This window comes from Pedobacter sp. WC2501 (assembly GCF_052682415.1).
In genome coordinates, this window is sequence record NZ_JBQZFI010000001.1 from 876298 (window position 1) to 892523 (window position 16226).

Consider the following 16226-nt stretch of genomic DNA (forward strand, 5'->3'; position numbering starts at 1 on the left):
TTTTATAATATTGTATTTGGCGACTCGTCATTCCCAACTCGATTGGGAATCTTAAAGCCTATTGCATTAAGATTCCCGCCTGCGCGGGAATGACGACCGTTCTGTTCTATAACAGCCGCTATTATTGCTTCAACTTCGGTATTCTCGTTGGTGTATCTGTTCCGTTTACAATGCTGGTTGCACTCTTAGCAATTGCTTTAATGGTAGAAAGGATATTCTCTACATCTAAAGAGCTGTATTCGTCCTTCACGCTGTGGTACAATTTATCAATATCAATTTTATCAGTACTAATGGTATGTGCCGGTACGCCTAAAGCAGCCAAAGTTGCATTATCGCTTCTATAAAATAAGTTTTGATCCGGATATGGATCTGGATGGAAAGTAAATTCAGTTCCTGCTAAGTTTTTCTGTAAAATCTTACCGAAATCAGATCTTTCGTAACCGGTAATAAAGGCCGTATTCTTGCCAAATTTCGAATCCTTACCAATCATCTCAATGTTAAACATGGCTACAACATCATCAGGATTTAATTTTTCTGAGAAATATCTTGCGCCAAAACCACCAATTTCTTCAGCAGTAAAAGCAACAAAGATCAAGCTCCGTTCGTTATTTTTTTGGGCTTTATAATATTTCGCCAAGGCAATCATTGCTGTTGTACCCGATGCATCATCATCGGCTCCATTGGCAATACTATCGCCATCTACCGGTTTTAAGAAACCCAGGTGATCATAATGACCCGAGAAAATTACAATTTCTTTCGCTTTTGATTTACCCGGAATTACGCCTGCTACATTGAACAATGGCATTTTGGTTACTTTGCTTTTAAAAGTGGCCGAAAAATCTGTCGCGGCATCTTTACCTAAAACAAAAACCTGTACAGCACTGGTAGTTGCTTTTACATCTTTTTCATCAACAGTAGTTGGTTTGCTGAAATGATCTTTGTAACGGTTAAAAAGATCAGCAAACTTATTGTCGACTAAAACGATCTGGTTTTTATCAGTATTCAGCATGGTTCTGAACTGCTCTACAAAAGGCTTTTCAGGATCTAATTTAACAACAGTGGTATTGGATTTATCAAGCGTAACACTTTCTGTGGTAACGCCGGTCACCATTATATTTTCTAGTGCAATTTCCTGTCCGTCTATTTTAACGCTGGTACTTTGGTTAGCAACCTGGTATTTGTTAAAAGTTTGGCGGAAAGTTTTTTCACCAGCCAAAGGCTGCAGACCGATTTTCTTAAATTCTGATTCGATAAATGTTGCGGCTTTATCAATCCCTGGCGTAAAGGTTGCACGCCCCTGCATATCATCTGCACTTAAGGTTTTAATCAGGTGATCGGTGTATTCGCGGGTGATGATTTTATCAATGTTTTGCGCTTTAAGCTGCAAACTTGCCATCCCGACAAGGGTAAGGAGGAATATTTTCTTCATATAATAAGTTATAGAGGTGTGAATTTAGGATTTTTGGTTGATAATTCTGAGGTTTTGTGGTTTGATAGGTTTTTGGTTCATGGCTAATAGCCTAATGGTTTATAGTGTATCGCTTTTGGACATGATCTATGATCCATCTAACTATGAACCATTCGCTACCTCTTCCATTAGCCATCTTCCATACTATTCTCCGTCCCAATCGTATTTTTCGAGATCGCGATATGCTTTTCCTTTTATAATTTCCTTCTTTTTTGACGACTCGGAATCAACCCTCGTTTCGTGAATATTATCGGCCACCTCAAAATGAAAGTCCTTATCTCTTTTCGAATGATAAATAGATACCTCGTCTCCATCCGCTATCGCATAATCATAAGGGCCACGGGCACTCATCAGTTTTACAAATACGGGCAAACATTCAAAAAAGATAAACAGCAGCCCGATAAAAGTAACCGCAATTGCCGTATTGTTATCCCGGGTACCATCTACATTAAATTTAAGCTGACCTAATGCCCAGTTGCGATCAGCAAAACCGGCAATATCCGATAAACTGTCTAACTGTTTTTTGGTGTATAGCTTTTCAGTAAACAGGCCATCAAATTCTTTGCGTTTATCTACAAAACCTTCCGATTTATTGATGTTGGCTTTCAGCGTATCTAATTCTGCCGTGCGTTGTGCAATTTCCGCTTCCTTGCGTTTGGCGTATGGCCCATAGCCCATTACACCCGATGTTTCGGTGGTTTTATTTCCGAAAATCTCGAAATTAAGCTTTTGTCTATCCGCTTTAATTCCTTTCTCAAGTGAATCCCGGGTGGCTTTCTGCTGATTTAACCTGCCAAATTCTACCTGATATTTTTTTTCGAAGGCTTTGTTCAAGGTGTCGATTTTAGCACGCTGGCCATTCAGGTAACTCACCTTTAGACGTTCTTTAATTTCTTTATCGAAAATTTTAAGCTCTATGGGTCTCGAAATAACCATACCGATCATAATGGCCAATAGAATACGCGGTGTAGCCTGTAATAACTGTTTATTGGTGCTGGCACTTTTATTAATGCTCGATACAATATAGCGGTCCATATTAAAAATGGCTGCTCCCCATAAAAAGCCGAAAACAATAGCGAAAATTACGGCCAGATCGTCGCCTTTAAATACAAAATACATGGCATAACCTCCAGAAAGGGCAGCAAATAAGCCTGTAAAAAAGATGGTGGCACCAATGCCAGTATATTTATTTTGTTCTGAAGGATACTTTTCCAGTGTCGGGATATGAGCGCCAGAGCAAAACCAAAAGAAACGGTTCAGTTTGTCCATTTATAACTGTTTATAATTAAACGCCTAAGGGTTAAAGTTGTTACAGTTTAAAACAAAATTTATGGTATTTTTTTGATGGCGACCATAAAGTTGATTTTCCTATATTTGCATAAATACATTTTATAAAATGAAAGAAATATCGGTACAAGAACTAAAAGAGAAAATCGATAACAAAGAAGATTTTCAATTGATTGATGTTCGTGAAACATTCGAATACGAGGTTTCCAATCTCGAAGGTGAGAATATCCCTTTGGGTGGAATTTTAATTGAGGCTGATAAGGTTGCGAAAGATAAGCCGGTAATTATTCAGTGCCGTAGCGGAAAAAGAAGCGCAGCAGCAGTAATGCAGTTGGAGCAGCAATACGGATTTGATAATCTTTATAACTTAAAAGGCGGTATTTTAGCTTGGCAAGAAGCTTTTGATCCGGGCATGCCGGTATATTAATGATAGAATGAATGAGTTTTGAATGAGCGAATGTTAATCACATAACACTTATTCAAAATTCATTCTCTCATTCAATCATTCTCTAATTTTGTCATTCAATCATTTCCACCGTGGGTAAAAAATTTGCTTTAAATATCTTCTATAACTTAGCCATTATCCTTTCTATTTTCGGATTGGTGTGGTGTTACAACAATGCTAAATATCTTCCAGCTGGTTTTTTGGTAGGCACAACGGCCTGTTTGTTTTACTTTAAATACCAACTTACTAAAGACATCAGAAAAAGTTTTAAAGAAAAAGATCAGAAGTAGCAATTTAATGATAGAATGAGTGAGTTTTGAATGAGTGATATCGTGATATAACGCCTATCCAAATTCATCTATCTTATCTCGCTCAAGATCCTCAATCATTCTATAATCCTGTCATTCATTATTTCTACTTAAAGAAAAAGATCAGGAGTAATACCTCCTAAGCCTAAACCTGGCAGATTTTCTAAGATATACTTCCCGTTTTCGAAAGCTGGATCAGTAAATGGGTTATTTTTGGTCAGCCATGGCCCATCTAAATCGGCCCAGTTACATAAAGGAGCCAAAGCAGCGGCAGCCAAAGTGGCGCAACTCGTTTCGCTCATACAACCGATCAGCACTTTCATCCCAAAAGAGCGGGCTTTCAAAATCATCTGATGCCCTTCATACATGCCACAGCTCTTCATCAGTTTTACGTTAATGCCATGATAAGCCCCTTTCAGATTGTCCATGTCGGCTAAGCGCTGTACGGCTTCATCGGCAAGTAATGGAATAGGGCTACGCTCTGTTAACCAGGCATTACCGTCGAGGTTGTTTTTATCCATAGGTTGCTCAATCAATACCACACCCTCGTTATGCAGCCAATAAATTAAATCTATCGCTTTTATCTTATCTGCCCAACCCTGGTTCGCATCTACATATAAGGGTACATTGGTCATGCTCCTTATGGTTTCGATAATTTCCTGATCGTTATCCCTCCCCAGTTTAACCTTAATCACTTTAAAAGCTTCGGCATCTTTCAGTTTTTCGCGGATTACTTCAGGCGTATCAATGCCAATGGTATAAGAAGTTACCGGCATGTTAGCAGGATCTGCGCCGTAAATTTCATAACAGGGTTTATTTAACAGTTTCCCTTTAATATCGTTAAGCGCAATATCTATCGCCGCTTTAATAGCTGGCTGACCTGGAGCAAGGCTGTCCAAATAACTAATAATTTCTTTGAAATCGAATGGATATTGGATTTTGTTCCAATCTACAAGCTGCAGAAAAGCTGCTGCACTTTCGTAGCTCTCGCCCATATATGGCACCATAGAAGCCTCACCATAACCAACCACACCTTCATGCGCTATCTTTAACAACATTAAGGGCGTACTGGTACGGGTAAATTTCGAAATCGAAAAAGGATGTTTTAATTCTAATTCAAATTGCCTGCAACTAATCTTCATTGTCAATCGTCTTCTAAATAAATAAGGTAATTATCGCTTTACAAATTATCTTTGTTTTATTAACGCAACTACCACTGCCATGAAAAACAATTCAAGATTACGGTATTTTATTTATTTATCCTTAATAATTATTGGAGGATGTACCACCGGAAAAAATGCCTTACAAAAAGGTGATTACGATTCATCTGTTGAAAAATCGGTAAGCAGGCTGCAAAACTCACCAAAAAACAGCGAAGCCATGCAAGTATTAAAAACGGCTTACGATTTAGCAGTAAAGGATCATTTAAGAAAAATTGAAGAGGCAAAAGCATCTAACGACCTTTTCAGATGGGAATCGATAATGTACGATTATCAAAAAATCAATCAATTGGCTGATGATATCAATAGTTGTCCGGCCTGTTTAACGGTTGTTCCAGGTCCGACAAAATACATCAATGAACTTGCTGATAGTAAATACAATGCTGCAGCAGCCAGATATAACTCTGGTTTAAGCTATTTAGGGGAAAATAATCGCCAGGCGGCTAAAAAAGCCTATTACGAATTTGAGAAAACACAAAATCTCCAGCCAAACTATAAAGATGTAAAAGCTAAAATGGAAGATGCCTATTGGGCAGCAGTGGCAAGGGTGGTGGTGCAGCCGATTATTGTAAACAGTGGAACGTATAAGTTGAGTGCTGATTATTTTCAACAACAGATTGATCAGTTTATTGGAAGTTACTCCAGGAATAAGTTTGTGATTTTTTACGGCGAATCACAAGCTACCGAGCAAAAAATTGTTCCTGACCAGGTATTGAGTTTAAACTTTGACGATTTTGTGGTAGGCCAGACCTACGTAAAAGAAAGGGTAGAAAAATTAAAACGCGACAGTGTGGTAATTGGCGAAACACGCGATAAAAAACCCGTTTATGGTACAGTAAAAGCAAACTTAAGTATTTTTGAAAAGAATATCTCGTCGTCAGGATTACTGGATATGAGCATTACTGATTGGAAAACAAAAAAATTGGTTCGCCAACAGAAATTCCCTGGTACTTATGTTTGGCGCGATAGCTGGGCTAGTTATAAAGGGGATGACAGGGCTCTAAGCAAACAACAATTGGCCATTACCAGAAGAAAAGAACAATTACCGCCACCACCAAGTGCTTTATTTTTAGAATTTACCAAACCGATTTATACGCAGCTGGTTGATGACATCAGTTATTATTATAATAACTACTAGCTTAACTGCCCCCAACGTTATTAAGTTAAGGGTTTTTAGCCACAGATGAGCACAGATAAACACGGATTTCATATCTGTGTGCATCCTTACTATCTGTGGTTAAATTATTTTCTTCTACCTAATGGCTTAACTTAATAACATTGCTCAGCCATCCTTGAAAAGGAGGGGAGTTAAAATCTTACGCTGTTAATGGATGTAGATTAGTAATGTCTTTAGTTGGGATTGTATCACAAGACCATTTCACCTCAGATGCTGTCATGTTGAGCCTGTCGAAACACCTTAAAGCGTATTATGCAGGTCCTTCGACAAGCTCAGGATGACAAATCTATATTTATGATACAACCTCTGCAGAGGTAATAGGTAAAGCAAGCCCTTAAATAGGGTTGTAATCCCTGCGTTAAAATAAAACATCATTGCTTAGCCCTAAAAATATAATGGCTAATATTGCAGTAATGAACACTGGCTTATACAATCCTTTCCAAAACTTCGATTTTTTATATAAAACCTGCTTTTTAAGCGGAAAAACATTTAATTCCCCTGTAATTCAGGTGCCTTTGCTTCCCAAATGGTTGCTTGAACAGGCGGCTTTAAGTGGTGAAGAGCAGATCCAGTTTTTGGATGAGAGTATCCGTTCGTACAATACGCTGGTTATCCCAGTAAATACTGAGATAAACGAGCAGTTTTTAAACCCTTTGGAAGATAAAATCGAAGCTGCATTTGCAATAGGTTATGATGCCGTTTCTGTATTGCCTGAACTGGATCTTTTCAACTGGATCGGAAAATTTTTATATGGTTTTGTGTATATCGAAATGCATTCGGCTTTACGGAAGGAAATGACTGCCGATGGCTTAAACATGTCGCAATCTTTGATGATGAAATTTGCCAACCTGAATTTCATGATGCAAAACCTGTATACCAGCCTGGAGTTTGAAGATTTTTCACCATGGTCTATCACGGTAGTAAAACTCGAAAACGGAGAAACGCCATTCAGTTTCCGTGATGAGATTAATACTTTAACTTTCTCGTTAAAAATGAAAGATTTTGGCATCATTGCCTGTTTACAGGATAACGGCACCAATAAACGCTATCACCAGGACCTCATTAATGAGATAAAAGGTAAAGCTTTAACCGCCGAACAGTTTGAAGAGCTGAGCGCGCGCTTTTATTATTCAGCCTATCTTTTTAACCGTTTACCAGAATATACTTTTATGCCTGTTGAAGGCACCACTTATATTGAAGCAATGCCTTTACGTGGAAACATGACCAAGCCGCTTTTTGATGTTTGGCAACATAAAGTATATGCGCAGGTACTGGAAAACTTCTGGAAACCCTGGGGTTATGTGGTATTCGAGATCATTAAAAATCCTGATGAACCGATGAGTTTCTTCGAGAAACCTTATTTGCCTACGGCAGGGTAATTTTTTGAGTTTCGTCATACCCAGCTTGACTGGCCATCTTAAAGCAAAAAACATATAGCATTTTGCATTAGGATTCCCGTTTTCACGGGAATGACGATTCTTTCTAATGAATATTATCTCCCACCAGTTAACATCATAATAAAGTTCTGCAAGATCCCAGGAACAAAGATAATCGTAAAAATCAATCCGGTTAGGGCTCCGAAAAAGTGTGCGTCGTGATTGATATGATCTCGTGAATTACGTGAAGCATAAGCACAATAAATTAAATACAAAACCCCAAAAACTACAGCTGGAATCCCGATCGGGATAAACATGATGTAAATTTTAGACATTGGATTAAATAAAATATAACTGAAAAGTACCGCACTGATTGCTCCTGATGCGCCCAAACTATTATAGTTAAAATGATCTTTATGTTTAAAAACCGTCGGCAGATCGCTTAACACCAAACCTAAAAAGTAAAGTATTCCAAAGCGCCAGCTCCCCATTGAACTTTCGAGTGCAAAGGCGAAAGCATAAAAGGTAAACATATTAAAAAACAAGTGCATCCAATCTGCATGCACAAGCCCGCTGGTAATCAAGGTATATACATTCTGTCCTTTTGATACACTAAAAGGATGCAGCATAAACTTTCCGTAAAGGGAATGATCATAGAAAGCGTATAGGCTGGTAATAATGGTAAAAACAAAAATTATTGAAGCAACTGGTGCGATATTGAAGTATTCCATTTTGGGTTATTTTAAATCAAGTTTTACGTCTGTAACCAAACGGGCTACCGGATATCTATTGTGTGTTTTTTCGTAATAATCAGAATTTTTATACACAAAATCAAGCTGTGCAGCTGCATTCTTCGCAAATTCGGCATCTGAAGCCTTTCTAGCTTCGAGTTTATTTTTTAAATCAGGGTTATTTTTTAGGAGTTCTGTAGCCGTATCTTCAAAAACATAGGCCGAATAGTGCTCTTTCATATCCAAAATAGAATCGAAGAAATTCCAGTTGAAATAAGAATCTGTAGCCTGAGGTTCTAAGGTTTCTACAATATACCGGTTACTTGGCTGGTTTACATAAATCACATAATCGCCGGTGTAGTATTGCAGTTTCTGAGGAATAGTAATCACTTTTACACTGCTGTGCAGATAATGACCTTCATAAGGGCGGGTTCCGGTTTTAAAATCACCGATATAATAATTGTCTACCGCAATTTTCTGGTCGCTTTTTAATTCCCTGATTTTAACATGATTTAGCTTAAGCAGCTCAATAACACGATCCCAGGCTTTCGGAATAATGTAGGCAACAGGTTTTTGAACAGATAATGCAGGTTCAAACTTGTTCCATTCTTTAATGGTTTTGGTGTAAGGCTTGCTGCGATCGTAATATAAACGATCAGCGCCACTTACCGTGCTGGGCTTTTGCACGGCCCCAAAGCCCTTAAAGATCAAATCGTTTACCTCAGTCTTATTCAACTTCCATTCTAAAGGAAATTCCTTTTGTGCAGCTACAAATTCATCAGCCTTTCGCTTATTCTTCCCAATAATTTCTGCATCTCGTTCTACAACCTGAATGTAGGTTTGCAAAAGCTTGTAAGTGGCATCCACACGCAAATCGTACGATTTTAACATATGCGTTTCTGGCATAAAACCAATGGTATTGTGCAGTGTGGTATACCCAGTTGAATAACGAGGAGGATCAATAAAACCTGTTATTCCGCTTTCCGGGGTTTCACCTATCGAGTTTACATAAGGAATCATCGGATAACCCAACTTTTCCATACCAGTATATAGATCAGGCACCAAAGTTTTGGTTAAATAATCAGAAAGTATGGGGTTTAGTTTATCTTTTTGTGTTGGGATAAGCGTCATCACATATTGATAATCGGCACCATTGCTGGTGTGGGTATCTACAAATATTTCGGGCTGCCAGGTATTAAAAATGAGTTGAAATGTTGCCGAATTTTTCGAATCAGTTTTAATGAAATCACGGTTCAGATCGAGGTTTTTACTATTCCCTCTAAAGCCATAAGCAACTGGTCCGTTCTGGTTAGCCCTGGATGTTCCGCTACGGTTGAAACTGCCATCTATATTGTAGATGGGAATGATGCAGATCACTACATCTTTTGGCAATTTACGAGCTTTAAGGAGATCGCGGGCCAACATCATTGAGGCGTCAATTCCCTCTGGTTCTCCAGGATGGATTCCATTATTGATCAATAACACCCTTTTGTTGCTTTTCCTGATCAGTACCGGATCGAAAACCTGATCATGCGACAATACCAATACGTGTAAAGGTTTTCCAAAATCAGTACGCCCATAGGAAAATAGTTTGGCTTCGGGATAAGTTTTAGCCAGGTTTTTGTAATAAGATATTGCTTCGGTATATGTTGTGGTTTCGATTTTCCCGCTTAATTCGAAAGGTGTTTTTTGTGCGATAGAAGTTAATGAAAAAGAAAGTATAACAACTGATAATAATATCCTCATGCTAGTGATAAAATAAAGTTTACAGCGTTTTGCGGTAAGCGCGAACGCTTCCGAACATATATCTAAAGCCCACAGTAACCGAATTGTACATATCAGGATAGGTATTATTGGATTTTAGTTTCGACTCGCTATAACCGTCCAACCCTTCACCAAAAGTGATGTTAGACTGAGCATTAACATTGATTACATACCTCATGTAACCGTAGTTGTCTTTTATGTAGTAGTTAAAACCCAAATTTATGGGCAGTAACAGGTTAATGCTTTTATCTTCTCCGTCAAAGCGGCTATTGTCGGAAGTGGAAGTCTCTCCAGGTTGAGATCTTACTATGTAGGAAATATCATTATTTATCGCTCCCAATCCGAAGCCCAGATATAGCCCTCTCATATTATACAGTAATCCTCCCTGGTTATAATTAACAAATTCCCCGAGCATCAATTTTAGATTAGCCGTAAGTGCTGTGTATTTGTTGACAAACCTACGACCGGACGGATCCTTAACTGCAATTCCTCCTTTGATCCTTCCGTATTGCCCTTCCAGACCCATTGTTATGAAAGGGGTCACGTGATAATCAAAAACACCGTATATAATTTTTCCGTAGTCTCCCTGATATACATCAGTATATGATTTATTCATCCCGCCGCCAAAACCATACGACATTTTAAAATAGTTGGATTGGGCAAAAGAAAAACTTCCAATAAAAACAAGCAGAAGGGTTATGTAGATAGTTCTCAGCAAATTAAAAATCATATCTTTTTTTACAAAAATAATATGATTATCGGATATCTATAACTTTTACCTTTGAATTATGAGCACATACAACAACTTTAACAAATCGCTTGAGCAGCGATTTATAAAATATGCAAAGATTGATACCCAATCTGATCCAAATTCTCCTACCTGTCCATCAACCCTAAAACAGAAGAACCTGGGACAAGTGTTGGTTCAGGAATTGTTAGAAATTGGCATTTCTGATGCCGAAATGGATGATAATGGTTATGTGTATGGTACAATTCCATCAAATACCAGCAAGGAGTTACCGGTAATATTTTTCTGTTCACACATGGATACCTCGCCTGATTGTAGCGGAGAAAATGTTAAACCGATTATTCATGAAAATTATCAGGGACAAGACTTAATTCTGCCAGATGATCACCATATTGTAATCAAGCTTTCAGAACACAAAGACCTGAAACATCAGATTGGAAATGATATTATTACCGCTAGCGGAACAACTTTATTGGGTGCGGATAATAAAGCAGGATTAGCAGAAATTATGGAAGCAGCTGCCTTTTTAATGAAAAACCAAGAGGTAAAACATGGAACCATCAAACTTCTTTTTACCCCGGATGAAGAAATTGGCAGGGGTGTAGACAAAGCTGATTTAAAAAAATTAGGTGCCGATTTTGGTTATACGATAGACGGAGAAACATTAGGCTCTATTGAAGATGAAACTTTTTCCGCGGATGGTGCTACCCTTAAAATTTATGGCGTAAGTACACACCCGGGCTTTGCAAAAGGAAAAATGGAAAGCGCTATAAAGATCCTTGCTGAAATTTTAGATTCGCTGCCAAAAGATACACTTACACCAGAAGCTACTTACCAGAAGGAAGGATTTATTCATCCGGTAAGTATAAACGGACAGGTAGAAGAGGCAGAGGCACAGTTTATCATCAGGGATTTTAATGATGAGAAACTAGCCGCACATGGCCAGTTTTTGGAAGAAACCGTAAAAAAAGTAATGGCTAACTATCCAAAATCTACCTACGAGCTCAATATTAAAGCACAATACCGCAACATGAAACAGATTTTAGATCAGCATCCTAAAATTGTTCAATATGGTATTGAAGCCATTGAAAGAGCTGGTGTGGTTGCCAAACAACAAAGTATCCGTGGCGGAACAGATGGCTCGCGACTTTCATTTATGGGTTTACCATGTCCCAATATTTTTGCCGGAGAACATGCCTTTCATAGCAAACAAGAATGGGTAAGCGTACAGGATATGGAAAAAGCTGTACAAACCATTATTAATATTGCGTGTATTTGGGAAGAGAAGGGGTAGTCCTAAGTCTTGAGTCAGTAGTCTTGAGTCTAATCCTTAATTGATAAGGACTCACGACTTTGGACTCAGGACTAATAAGAAGCTTGTCCAATATCCAATCTCGCTATTTTTCCTTCTTTGTTTACCTGAAATTTAAAGCACGTTTTAAAATCGCCCCATTGGTCGGAGTGGAAATGACCATATACTTCCAAACCATTGTTTTCAACTTTATCTATACTGGTAAAATGCTCATGCCCCAGTGCTTTCTTGAAGAAATTATTAAACCTCATCTGGTTCCCGTCATCATAAAAGGCAACTTCGGCAGCAAATAAAGAAAACCAAGTTTTCTCGTCGCCTTTTTGCAACGCAATAATCGCAGCCCTTACTTTTACATTTGATAATTTGGTTAAATCTATCGCCATAGGTTCTGATCTTGTTTTGAGGGAAAGTAAATTTGCGGATAATAAAACAAACGGGGGCATTAAGCTTAGCTTTAAGCCGTGATCAAAATTAATAAAAAAGATATTTTTAAAGCCCATCTTTTTGCTAATTTAGCTTGTAATGATAACTCTCGAAAACGACTATATAAAAGTTAGCCTGGCGGCTAAAGGCGCAGAACTTCAAGGTTTATTTAGTAAAGAAACCAAGCTGGAGTATTTATGGAATGCCAACCCAAAGTATTGGGCAAAACATAGCCCGGTTTTATTCCCCATAGTTGGCTCGTTAAAGAACAATAGTTTTAACTATCAGGGTAAAAATTATGAGTTACCCAGGCATGGGTTTGCCCGCGACCATATATTCAATTTCGAAAAAATAAGTGATAGCGAAGCTGTTTTTACGTTAACTCAAAATGAAGATACCTTAAAAGTATACCCTTTTTATTTCGAGCTGAAACTGAGGTATCGGTTAATCGACAGGAAACTGAATTTAACTTATGAGGTAATAAACACCGGTACTGCCGAACTTTTATTTTCAATTGGTGCACACCCGGCATTTGCGGTGCCCAATACCCCAAATACTGTTTACGAAGATTACTATCTGGCTTTTAATGCTGATGAGAAATTAAGCTATTGGAAACTTGAAGATGGCCTGGTGGCCAACGAAACCAAGAATATTGAGCTTAATGCACATAAGCTAAAGCTTAAACATGATCTGTTTTATAACGATGCCCTGGTTTTCAAAGCCCTGCAAAGCAACTGCATTAGTTTGCTTAATACTAAAAATGATTATGGTCTGCATTTCCATTTTGAAGATTTTCCATTTTTTGGAATATGGGCGGCAACCGATGCGCCGTTTGTATGTTTAGAGCCTTGGTGCGGAGTTGCTGATGGCGTTAACCACGATCAGGAATTAACACACAAAGAGGGTATAATAAAGCTTGATCCAGGCAAAAACTGGTCTCGCTTTTGGGAAGTAGAGTGTTTTTAGATGGTTTATTTGTGCGAAGCAACGTGCAGTTCTTTATGAAAGATTGGCCGTCGTTTTTGCTAACACTTTACCACTCCACACTCATCTTCAAATTAAAGGGCACCTTTAACCATTCTATTTGCGTGGTATATGCCTCAGCTTGTTGTTGGGAACGTCAACATCTTACGAATAGAGTATTGGAGATAATCAAAAAATTAAAAGAGGCTGTATCACAATTATATTCGCTTCGAATTTGTCGCGATGAGCTTGTCGAAATGCCTTGTAAGACATCTAAAACAGGTCCTTCGACAAGTTCACGATGACAACTCCATATTTAGGATACAGCCTCTTCTAAATGTAATGCTTTTACCAGTCAGCATTTAATACTTCAATAGCCTTATCCAGCAGTTCATCTTTTCCTGCTGAAATACCTGCAATGGTTGGATAGATTTTATAATCAATTTTTACACCTACTCTTTGTGTTGGCGTACCATTGGGATAGAAAACGCCTAAACCTGAAATCATTGTGTTTAACCCACCAGGCAACACAATTGATGATACATTCCCGTCGGCACCAGCCGTAGTACTTCCAATTACCTTAACATTAGGTGTACTTTGAAAAGCCATGGTGGTATATTCGGCCTGGCTTTGGCTTGTTGCATTTACAATTACCACTATTTTGCCTTTGTATGCTTCACTTGATGATTGCCCATTCTTTATTGGAGATCCGAAACTAAAAGCCCCAGGATAGCTTGGGCTGCCGGCAGTAAACTTAACAAATACACTTTTCTCATTTTTGATATAATTACCGAATGTAAAGGGCATAAATTCGGAAGGATAACAGCGCATATCAACAATAATTCCTTTGGTATTGGCAAAAAGCTTCTTGATTGAGGGCAATTGATCATTTTTATATTTACCCGGGTAAACATAACCGATATTCTGATTAATCAATTTAAATGCCTCTGCTTTTTCAGCCGCTGGGTTTCTATAGGCTAAGGCCAGTTTTCCCATTGGTACAGTATAATCGAAAAGCTGGTTACCTCTTTGTACACTGATTTTAATGCTGTTATCATTGCTCCTTAGCAGATAGCTCCCCGGCAGATCACGGAGCTGGGTATCATAATTTGATGCAGCCGTTATCGGCAGGTATTCTTTAGTCAGGTATGAAATATCTTTACCGTTGATGGCCGTTATTACATCGCCTACTGCAAGTTTACTTTTTACATCCAGAGTATCGGTATGCAAGGCCGTAATAATTAGCTTGTCTTCTATAAATTTGGCCTGAAAAGGCGCTGCAAGTTTGCCTTTAAAATCTTTCAATGCTTTACTGCCCGACCATAAATTTGCATGTGTATCGTGTACACGTGCAATTAAACTTAATGCAGCTAAACTATAATCCTGCTCATTTTTTGCACCTAAAAAAATCGGCAGGTTTGTGGTAAGTATTTTATTCCAGTCTTCACCAATAACATCTTTATAAGGGAAAAAATAATTGATCATGCCCCAATAACGATAAAGCGACAATAAACGGTAACCCGCATCGGGGTAGGTCATCGAAACATATGCCTTCTCGTTCTTAAAGTTCGGATTTCCAATGCTTGGATCCATTTCAACATAATAATTCGGACCTGTATTCCGGTTATTTTTGATGTAGGTTAATTTGTCGCCAAGCGATTTGCTTAATACTGTACCATTAAGTAATGAACCATAATCTGGTGTAATCTCATATTTTTTAGAAGCTATTTTAGCACAGGTTTTACAGGGTTCTGGTTTCGGTAATTTATCAAGGTATTGCTCTAAAGTTATGCTTAGCTCCTGATTGCTCTTAGCGACGATTACAGATGGTAAAAACCTAAAAAGCTCAGCATCCCAGTTATAATCCCCCTTGGCTATGGATGGGTGATGGTATTTTAAAAATGCCCAAAACTGTCCGGCAATCATCAGGTTCGTTGTTTTTTGCTTATTAAGCTCAAATTGTTTGATACCAGAACTGTTTTGAAAAGCGGTATCCAGTTCTGCCTTCGCTAATTCTATTTTCATGAACTTAGCCAGTTCTATGGGCTTTCCATCTATAAAAAGTTCCAAATGATCAAACCAGGCTTTTCCGTCTCCGATTAATAAACCACCAACATGAATCTCTCTTACCTCATCATTTTTGTAATCGAGTTTAATGCTAAATAATTGCCAATCGGTACTTCCTTTAACGCCTCTGTTGTTCATATTATCGAAGCCCATTGTTTTATGCTCTTTTCCGTCAAGGCGCATCCAAAGGCCAGCATAACCTGTTTTTACATTTTCTGTTTTAATGTAGCCCTTCAATTCGATCACTTTGCCTTCAAAAGCCTGGCTAATCGGAAAGTCGATTGCACCAAAATTGGCTTCCTGGCCAACCTGATTGATAGATAGGCTATATTTTCCCGACTGTTTTATGGTACTGTCTAAAACTACCTGATATGCTTTTTCCTGATTTTGATTAAAGGAAAATAACCATGATAAGGGCTTTTTGGTGCTTGGGTCTATATCTTCAAAATCGCCATTGAACCTGAATTGTGCCTGTACACAACACGTAGAAAAAATGCATAGAAATAAAAGAGCTTGCTTCATAGAACTGATTAAATTAGAGGTCTGTGCAAATTAGGTATTTAAATTATTTTTAAAAATCTTTCTCTAAAATACTAGTAATAATTTCAGTTTATGTATTTATCAAGTAATCGGGACAGTACGAAATAATAAAACTGGAAGTACACCAGGAGCAGCTTTCCAATAAAAAAACGCCTTTAAAAAGAACGCTTTGATTCAAATCTAAAATTGTTGTCGGGAGAATTGAGCGCCAATTCAAATGATTGTTAAACCTATATAAATATGAAAAGCATTACCCGAAGATTTTATTCTGTTTTATCTCTCTGTAAAAATATACTTATCTATTTATCTACTGAATAAAATGTGACTTTCTAATACACCCCGTTCTATGTACTCCGTGCCTTTTCTCTGTGTACTTTGTGGTAAAAAAGGAGACTCA

General features: G+C 38.1%; 14 protein-coding genes. 6 read left to right on the plus strand and 8 right to left on the minus strand.

Annotated elements, in window-relative coordinates; translation table 11 throughout:
- Positions 1–121 precede the first annotated feature (121 nt).
- Both ACUN24_RS03780 and ACUN24_RS03785 read right to left on the minus strand, forming a co-directional pair.
- A complete protein-coding gene (locus ACUN24_RS03780) occupies positions 122–1429 on the minus strand; it encodes a M20/M25/M40 family metallo-hydrolase (RefSeq protein ID WP_445561314.1) in 1308 nt (435 codons plus the stop codon).
- A 183-nt stretch (positions 1430–1612) separates the two neighbouring features.
- Complete coding sequence (locus tag ACUN24_RS03785; protein WP_445561315.1) at positions 1613–2737, minus strand: DUF4407 domain-containing protein; 1125 nt, start codon at positions 2735–2737, stop codon at positions 1613–1615.
- Between the two features lie 127 nt (positions 2738–2864).
- Here ACUN24_RS03785 and ACUN24_RS03790 point away from each other — a divergent pair, with 127 nt between their 5' ends.
- The gene (locus tag ACUN24_RS03790) at positions 2865–3182 is read left to right on the plus strand and encodes a rhodanese-like domain-containing protein (RefSeq protein ID WP_445561316.1); all 318 of its coding nucleotides are present in this window, start codon (positions 2865–2867) and stop codon (positions 3180–3182) included.
- A 110-nt stretch (positions 3183–3292) separates the two neighbouring features.
- Positions 3293–3490 carry a DUF6358 family protein gene (locus tag ACUN24_RS03795; protein ID WP_029277955.1) on the plus strand — a complete coding sequence of 66 codons (198 nt, stop codon included), beginning with the start codon at positions 3293–3295 and terminating at the stop codon, positions 3488–3490.
- Between the two features lie 128 nt (positions 3491–3618).
- On the opposite strand, the gene ACUN24_RS03800 is transcribed toward ACUN24_RS03795, so the two are convergent.
- Positions 3619–4650: a dipeptide epimerase gene (locus ACUN24_RS03800; RefSeq protein ID WP_445561317.1), complete on the minus strand. Its 1032-nt coding sequence runs from the start codon at positions 4648–4650 to the stop codon at positions 3619–3621.
- Between the two features lie 79 nt (positions 4651–4729).
- Between ACUN24_RS03800 and ACUN24_RS03805 the strand changes: the two genes are divergently transcribed.
- The gene (locus tag ACUN24_RS03805; protein WP_445561318.1) at positions 4730–5866 is read left to right on the plus strand and encodes a hypothetical protein; all 1137 of its coding nucleotides are present in this window, start codon (positions 4730–4732) and stop codon (positions 5864–5866) included.
- Between the two features lie 434 nt (positions 5867–6300).
- Positions 6301–7284 (plus strand): hypothetical protein, encoded by a 984-nt coding sequence (locus ACUN24_RS03810; protein WP_445561319.1) that lies wholly within the window; start codon positions 6301–6303, stop codon positions 7282–7284.
- A 113-nt stretch (positions 7285–7397) separates the two neighbouring features.
- On the opposite strand, the gene ACUN24_RS03815 is transcribed toward ACUN24_RS03810, so the two are convergent.
- From ACUN24_RS03815 to ACUN24_RS03825, 3 genes are read right to left on the minus strand one after another with little or no spacing between them, the layout of a single operon-like run.
- Positions 7398–8012, minus strand: coding sequence for a rhomboid family intramembrane serine protease (locus ACUN24_RS03815; protein ID WP_445561320.1), 615 nt, complete (start codon positions 8010–8012; stop codon positions 7398–7400).
- Between the two features lie 6 nt (positions 8013–8018).
- Positions 8019–9758, minus strand: a complete 1740-nt coding sequence (locus tag ACUN24_RS03820; RefSeq protein ID WP_445561321.1) for a M14 family metallopeptidase — start codon at positions 9756–9758, stop codon at positions 8019–8021.
- 19 nt (positions 9759–9777) lie between these two features.
- Entirely contained in the window at positions 9778–10506 is a 729-nt protein-coding gene (locus tag ACUN24_RS03825) for a hypothetical protein (protein WP_445561322.1), read from the minus strand.
- 58 nt (positions 10507–10564) lie between these two features.
- Between ACUN24_RS03825 and pepT the strand changes: the two genes are divergently transcribed.
- Complete coding sequence (gene pepT, locus ACUN24_RS03830; RefSeq protein WP_445561323.1) at positions 10565–11818, plus strand: peptidase T; 1254 nt, start codon at positions 10565–10567, stop codon at positions 11816–11818.
- Between the two features lie 71 nt (positions 11819–11889).
- On the opposite strand, the gene ACUN24_RS03835 is transcribed toward pepT, so the two are convergent.
- Positions 11890–12219, minus strand: a complete 330-nt coding sequence (locus ACUN24_RS03835; protein WP_445561324.1) for a hypothetical protein — start codon at positions 12217–12219, stop codon at positions 11890–11892.
- 139 nt (positions 12220–12358) lie between these two features.
- Between ACUN24_RS03835 and ACUN24_RS03840 the strand changes: the two genes are divergently transcribed.
- Entirely contained in the window at positions 12359–13225 is an 867-nt protein-coding gene (locus ACUN24_RS03840) for an aldose 1-epimerase family protein (RefSeq protein ID WP_445561325.1), read from the plus strand.
- Between the two features lie 345 nt (positions 13226–13570).
- Here the strand turns inward: ACUN24_RS03840 and ACUN24_RS03845 are convergent, their stop codons facing one another.
- Positions 13571–15811 (minus strand): S41 family peptidase, encoded by a 2241-nt coding sequence (locus tag ACUN24_RS03845; RefSeq protein ID WP_445561326.1) that lies wholly within the window; start codon positions 15809–15811, stop codon positions 13571–13573.
- Between the last annotated feature and the right edge of the window lie 415 nt (positions 15812–16226).

Bases quoted from the DNA above. Each gene is read 5' to 3' on its own strand.
- ACUN24_RS03780 (WP_445561314.1), bottom strand. From the start codon at position 1,429: ATGAAGAAAATATTCCTCCTTACCCTTGTCGGGATGGCAAGTTTGCAG.
- ACUN24_RS03785 (WP_445561315.1), bottom strand. From the start codon at position 2,737: ATGGACAAACTGAACCGTTTCTTTTGGTTTTGCTCTGGCGCTCATATC.
- ACUN24_RS03790 (WP_445561316.1), top strand. From the start codon at position 2,865: ATGAAAGAAATATCGGTACAAGAACTAAAAGAGAAAATCGATAACAAA.
- ACUN24_RS03800 (WP_445561317.1), bottom strand. From the start codon at position 4,650: ATGAAGATTAGTTGCAGGCAATTTGAATTAGAATTAAAACATCCTTTT.
- ACUN24_RS03805 (WP_445561318.1), top strand. From the start codon at position 4,730: ATGAAAAACAATTCAAGATTACGGTATTTTATTTATTTATCCTTAATA.
- ACUN24_RS03810 (WP_445561319.1), top strand. From the start codon at position 6,301: ATGGCTAATATTGCAGTAATGAACACTGGCTTATACAATCCTTTCCAA.
- ACUN24_RS03815 (WP_445561320.1), bottom strand. From the start codon at position 8,012: ATGGAATACTTCAATATCGCACCAGTTGCTTCAATAATTTTTGTTTTT.
- ACUN24_RS03820 (WP_445561321.1), bottom strand. From the start codon at position 9,758: ATGAGGATATTATTATCAGTTGTTATACTTTCTTTTTCATTAACTTCT.
- ACUN24_RS03825 (WP_445561322.1), bottom strand. From the start codon at position 10,506: ATGATTTTTAATTTGCTGAGAACTATCTACATAACCCTTCTGCTTGTT.
- pepT (WP_445561323.1), top strand. From the start codon at position 10,565: ATGAGCACATACAACAACTTTAACAAATCGCTTGAGCAGCGATTTATA.
- ACUN24_RS03835 (WP_445561324.1), bottom strand. From the start codon at position 12,219: ATGGCGATAGATTTAACCAAATTATCAAATGTAAAAGTAAGGGCTGCG.
- ACUN24_RS03840 (WP_445561325.1), top strand. From the start codon at position 12,359: ATGATAACTCTCGAAAACGACTATATAAAAGTTAGCCTGGCGGCTAAA.
- ACUN24_RS03845 (WP_445561326.1), bottom strand. From the start codon at position 15,811: ATGAAGCAAGCTCTTTTATTTCTATGCATTTTTTCTACGTGTTGTGTA.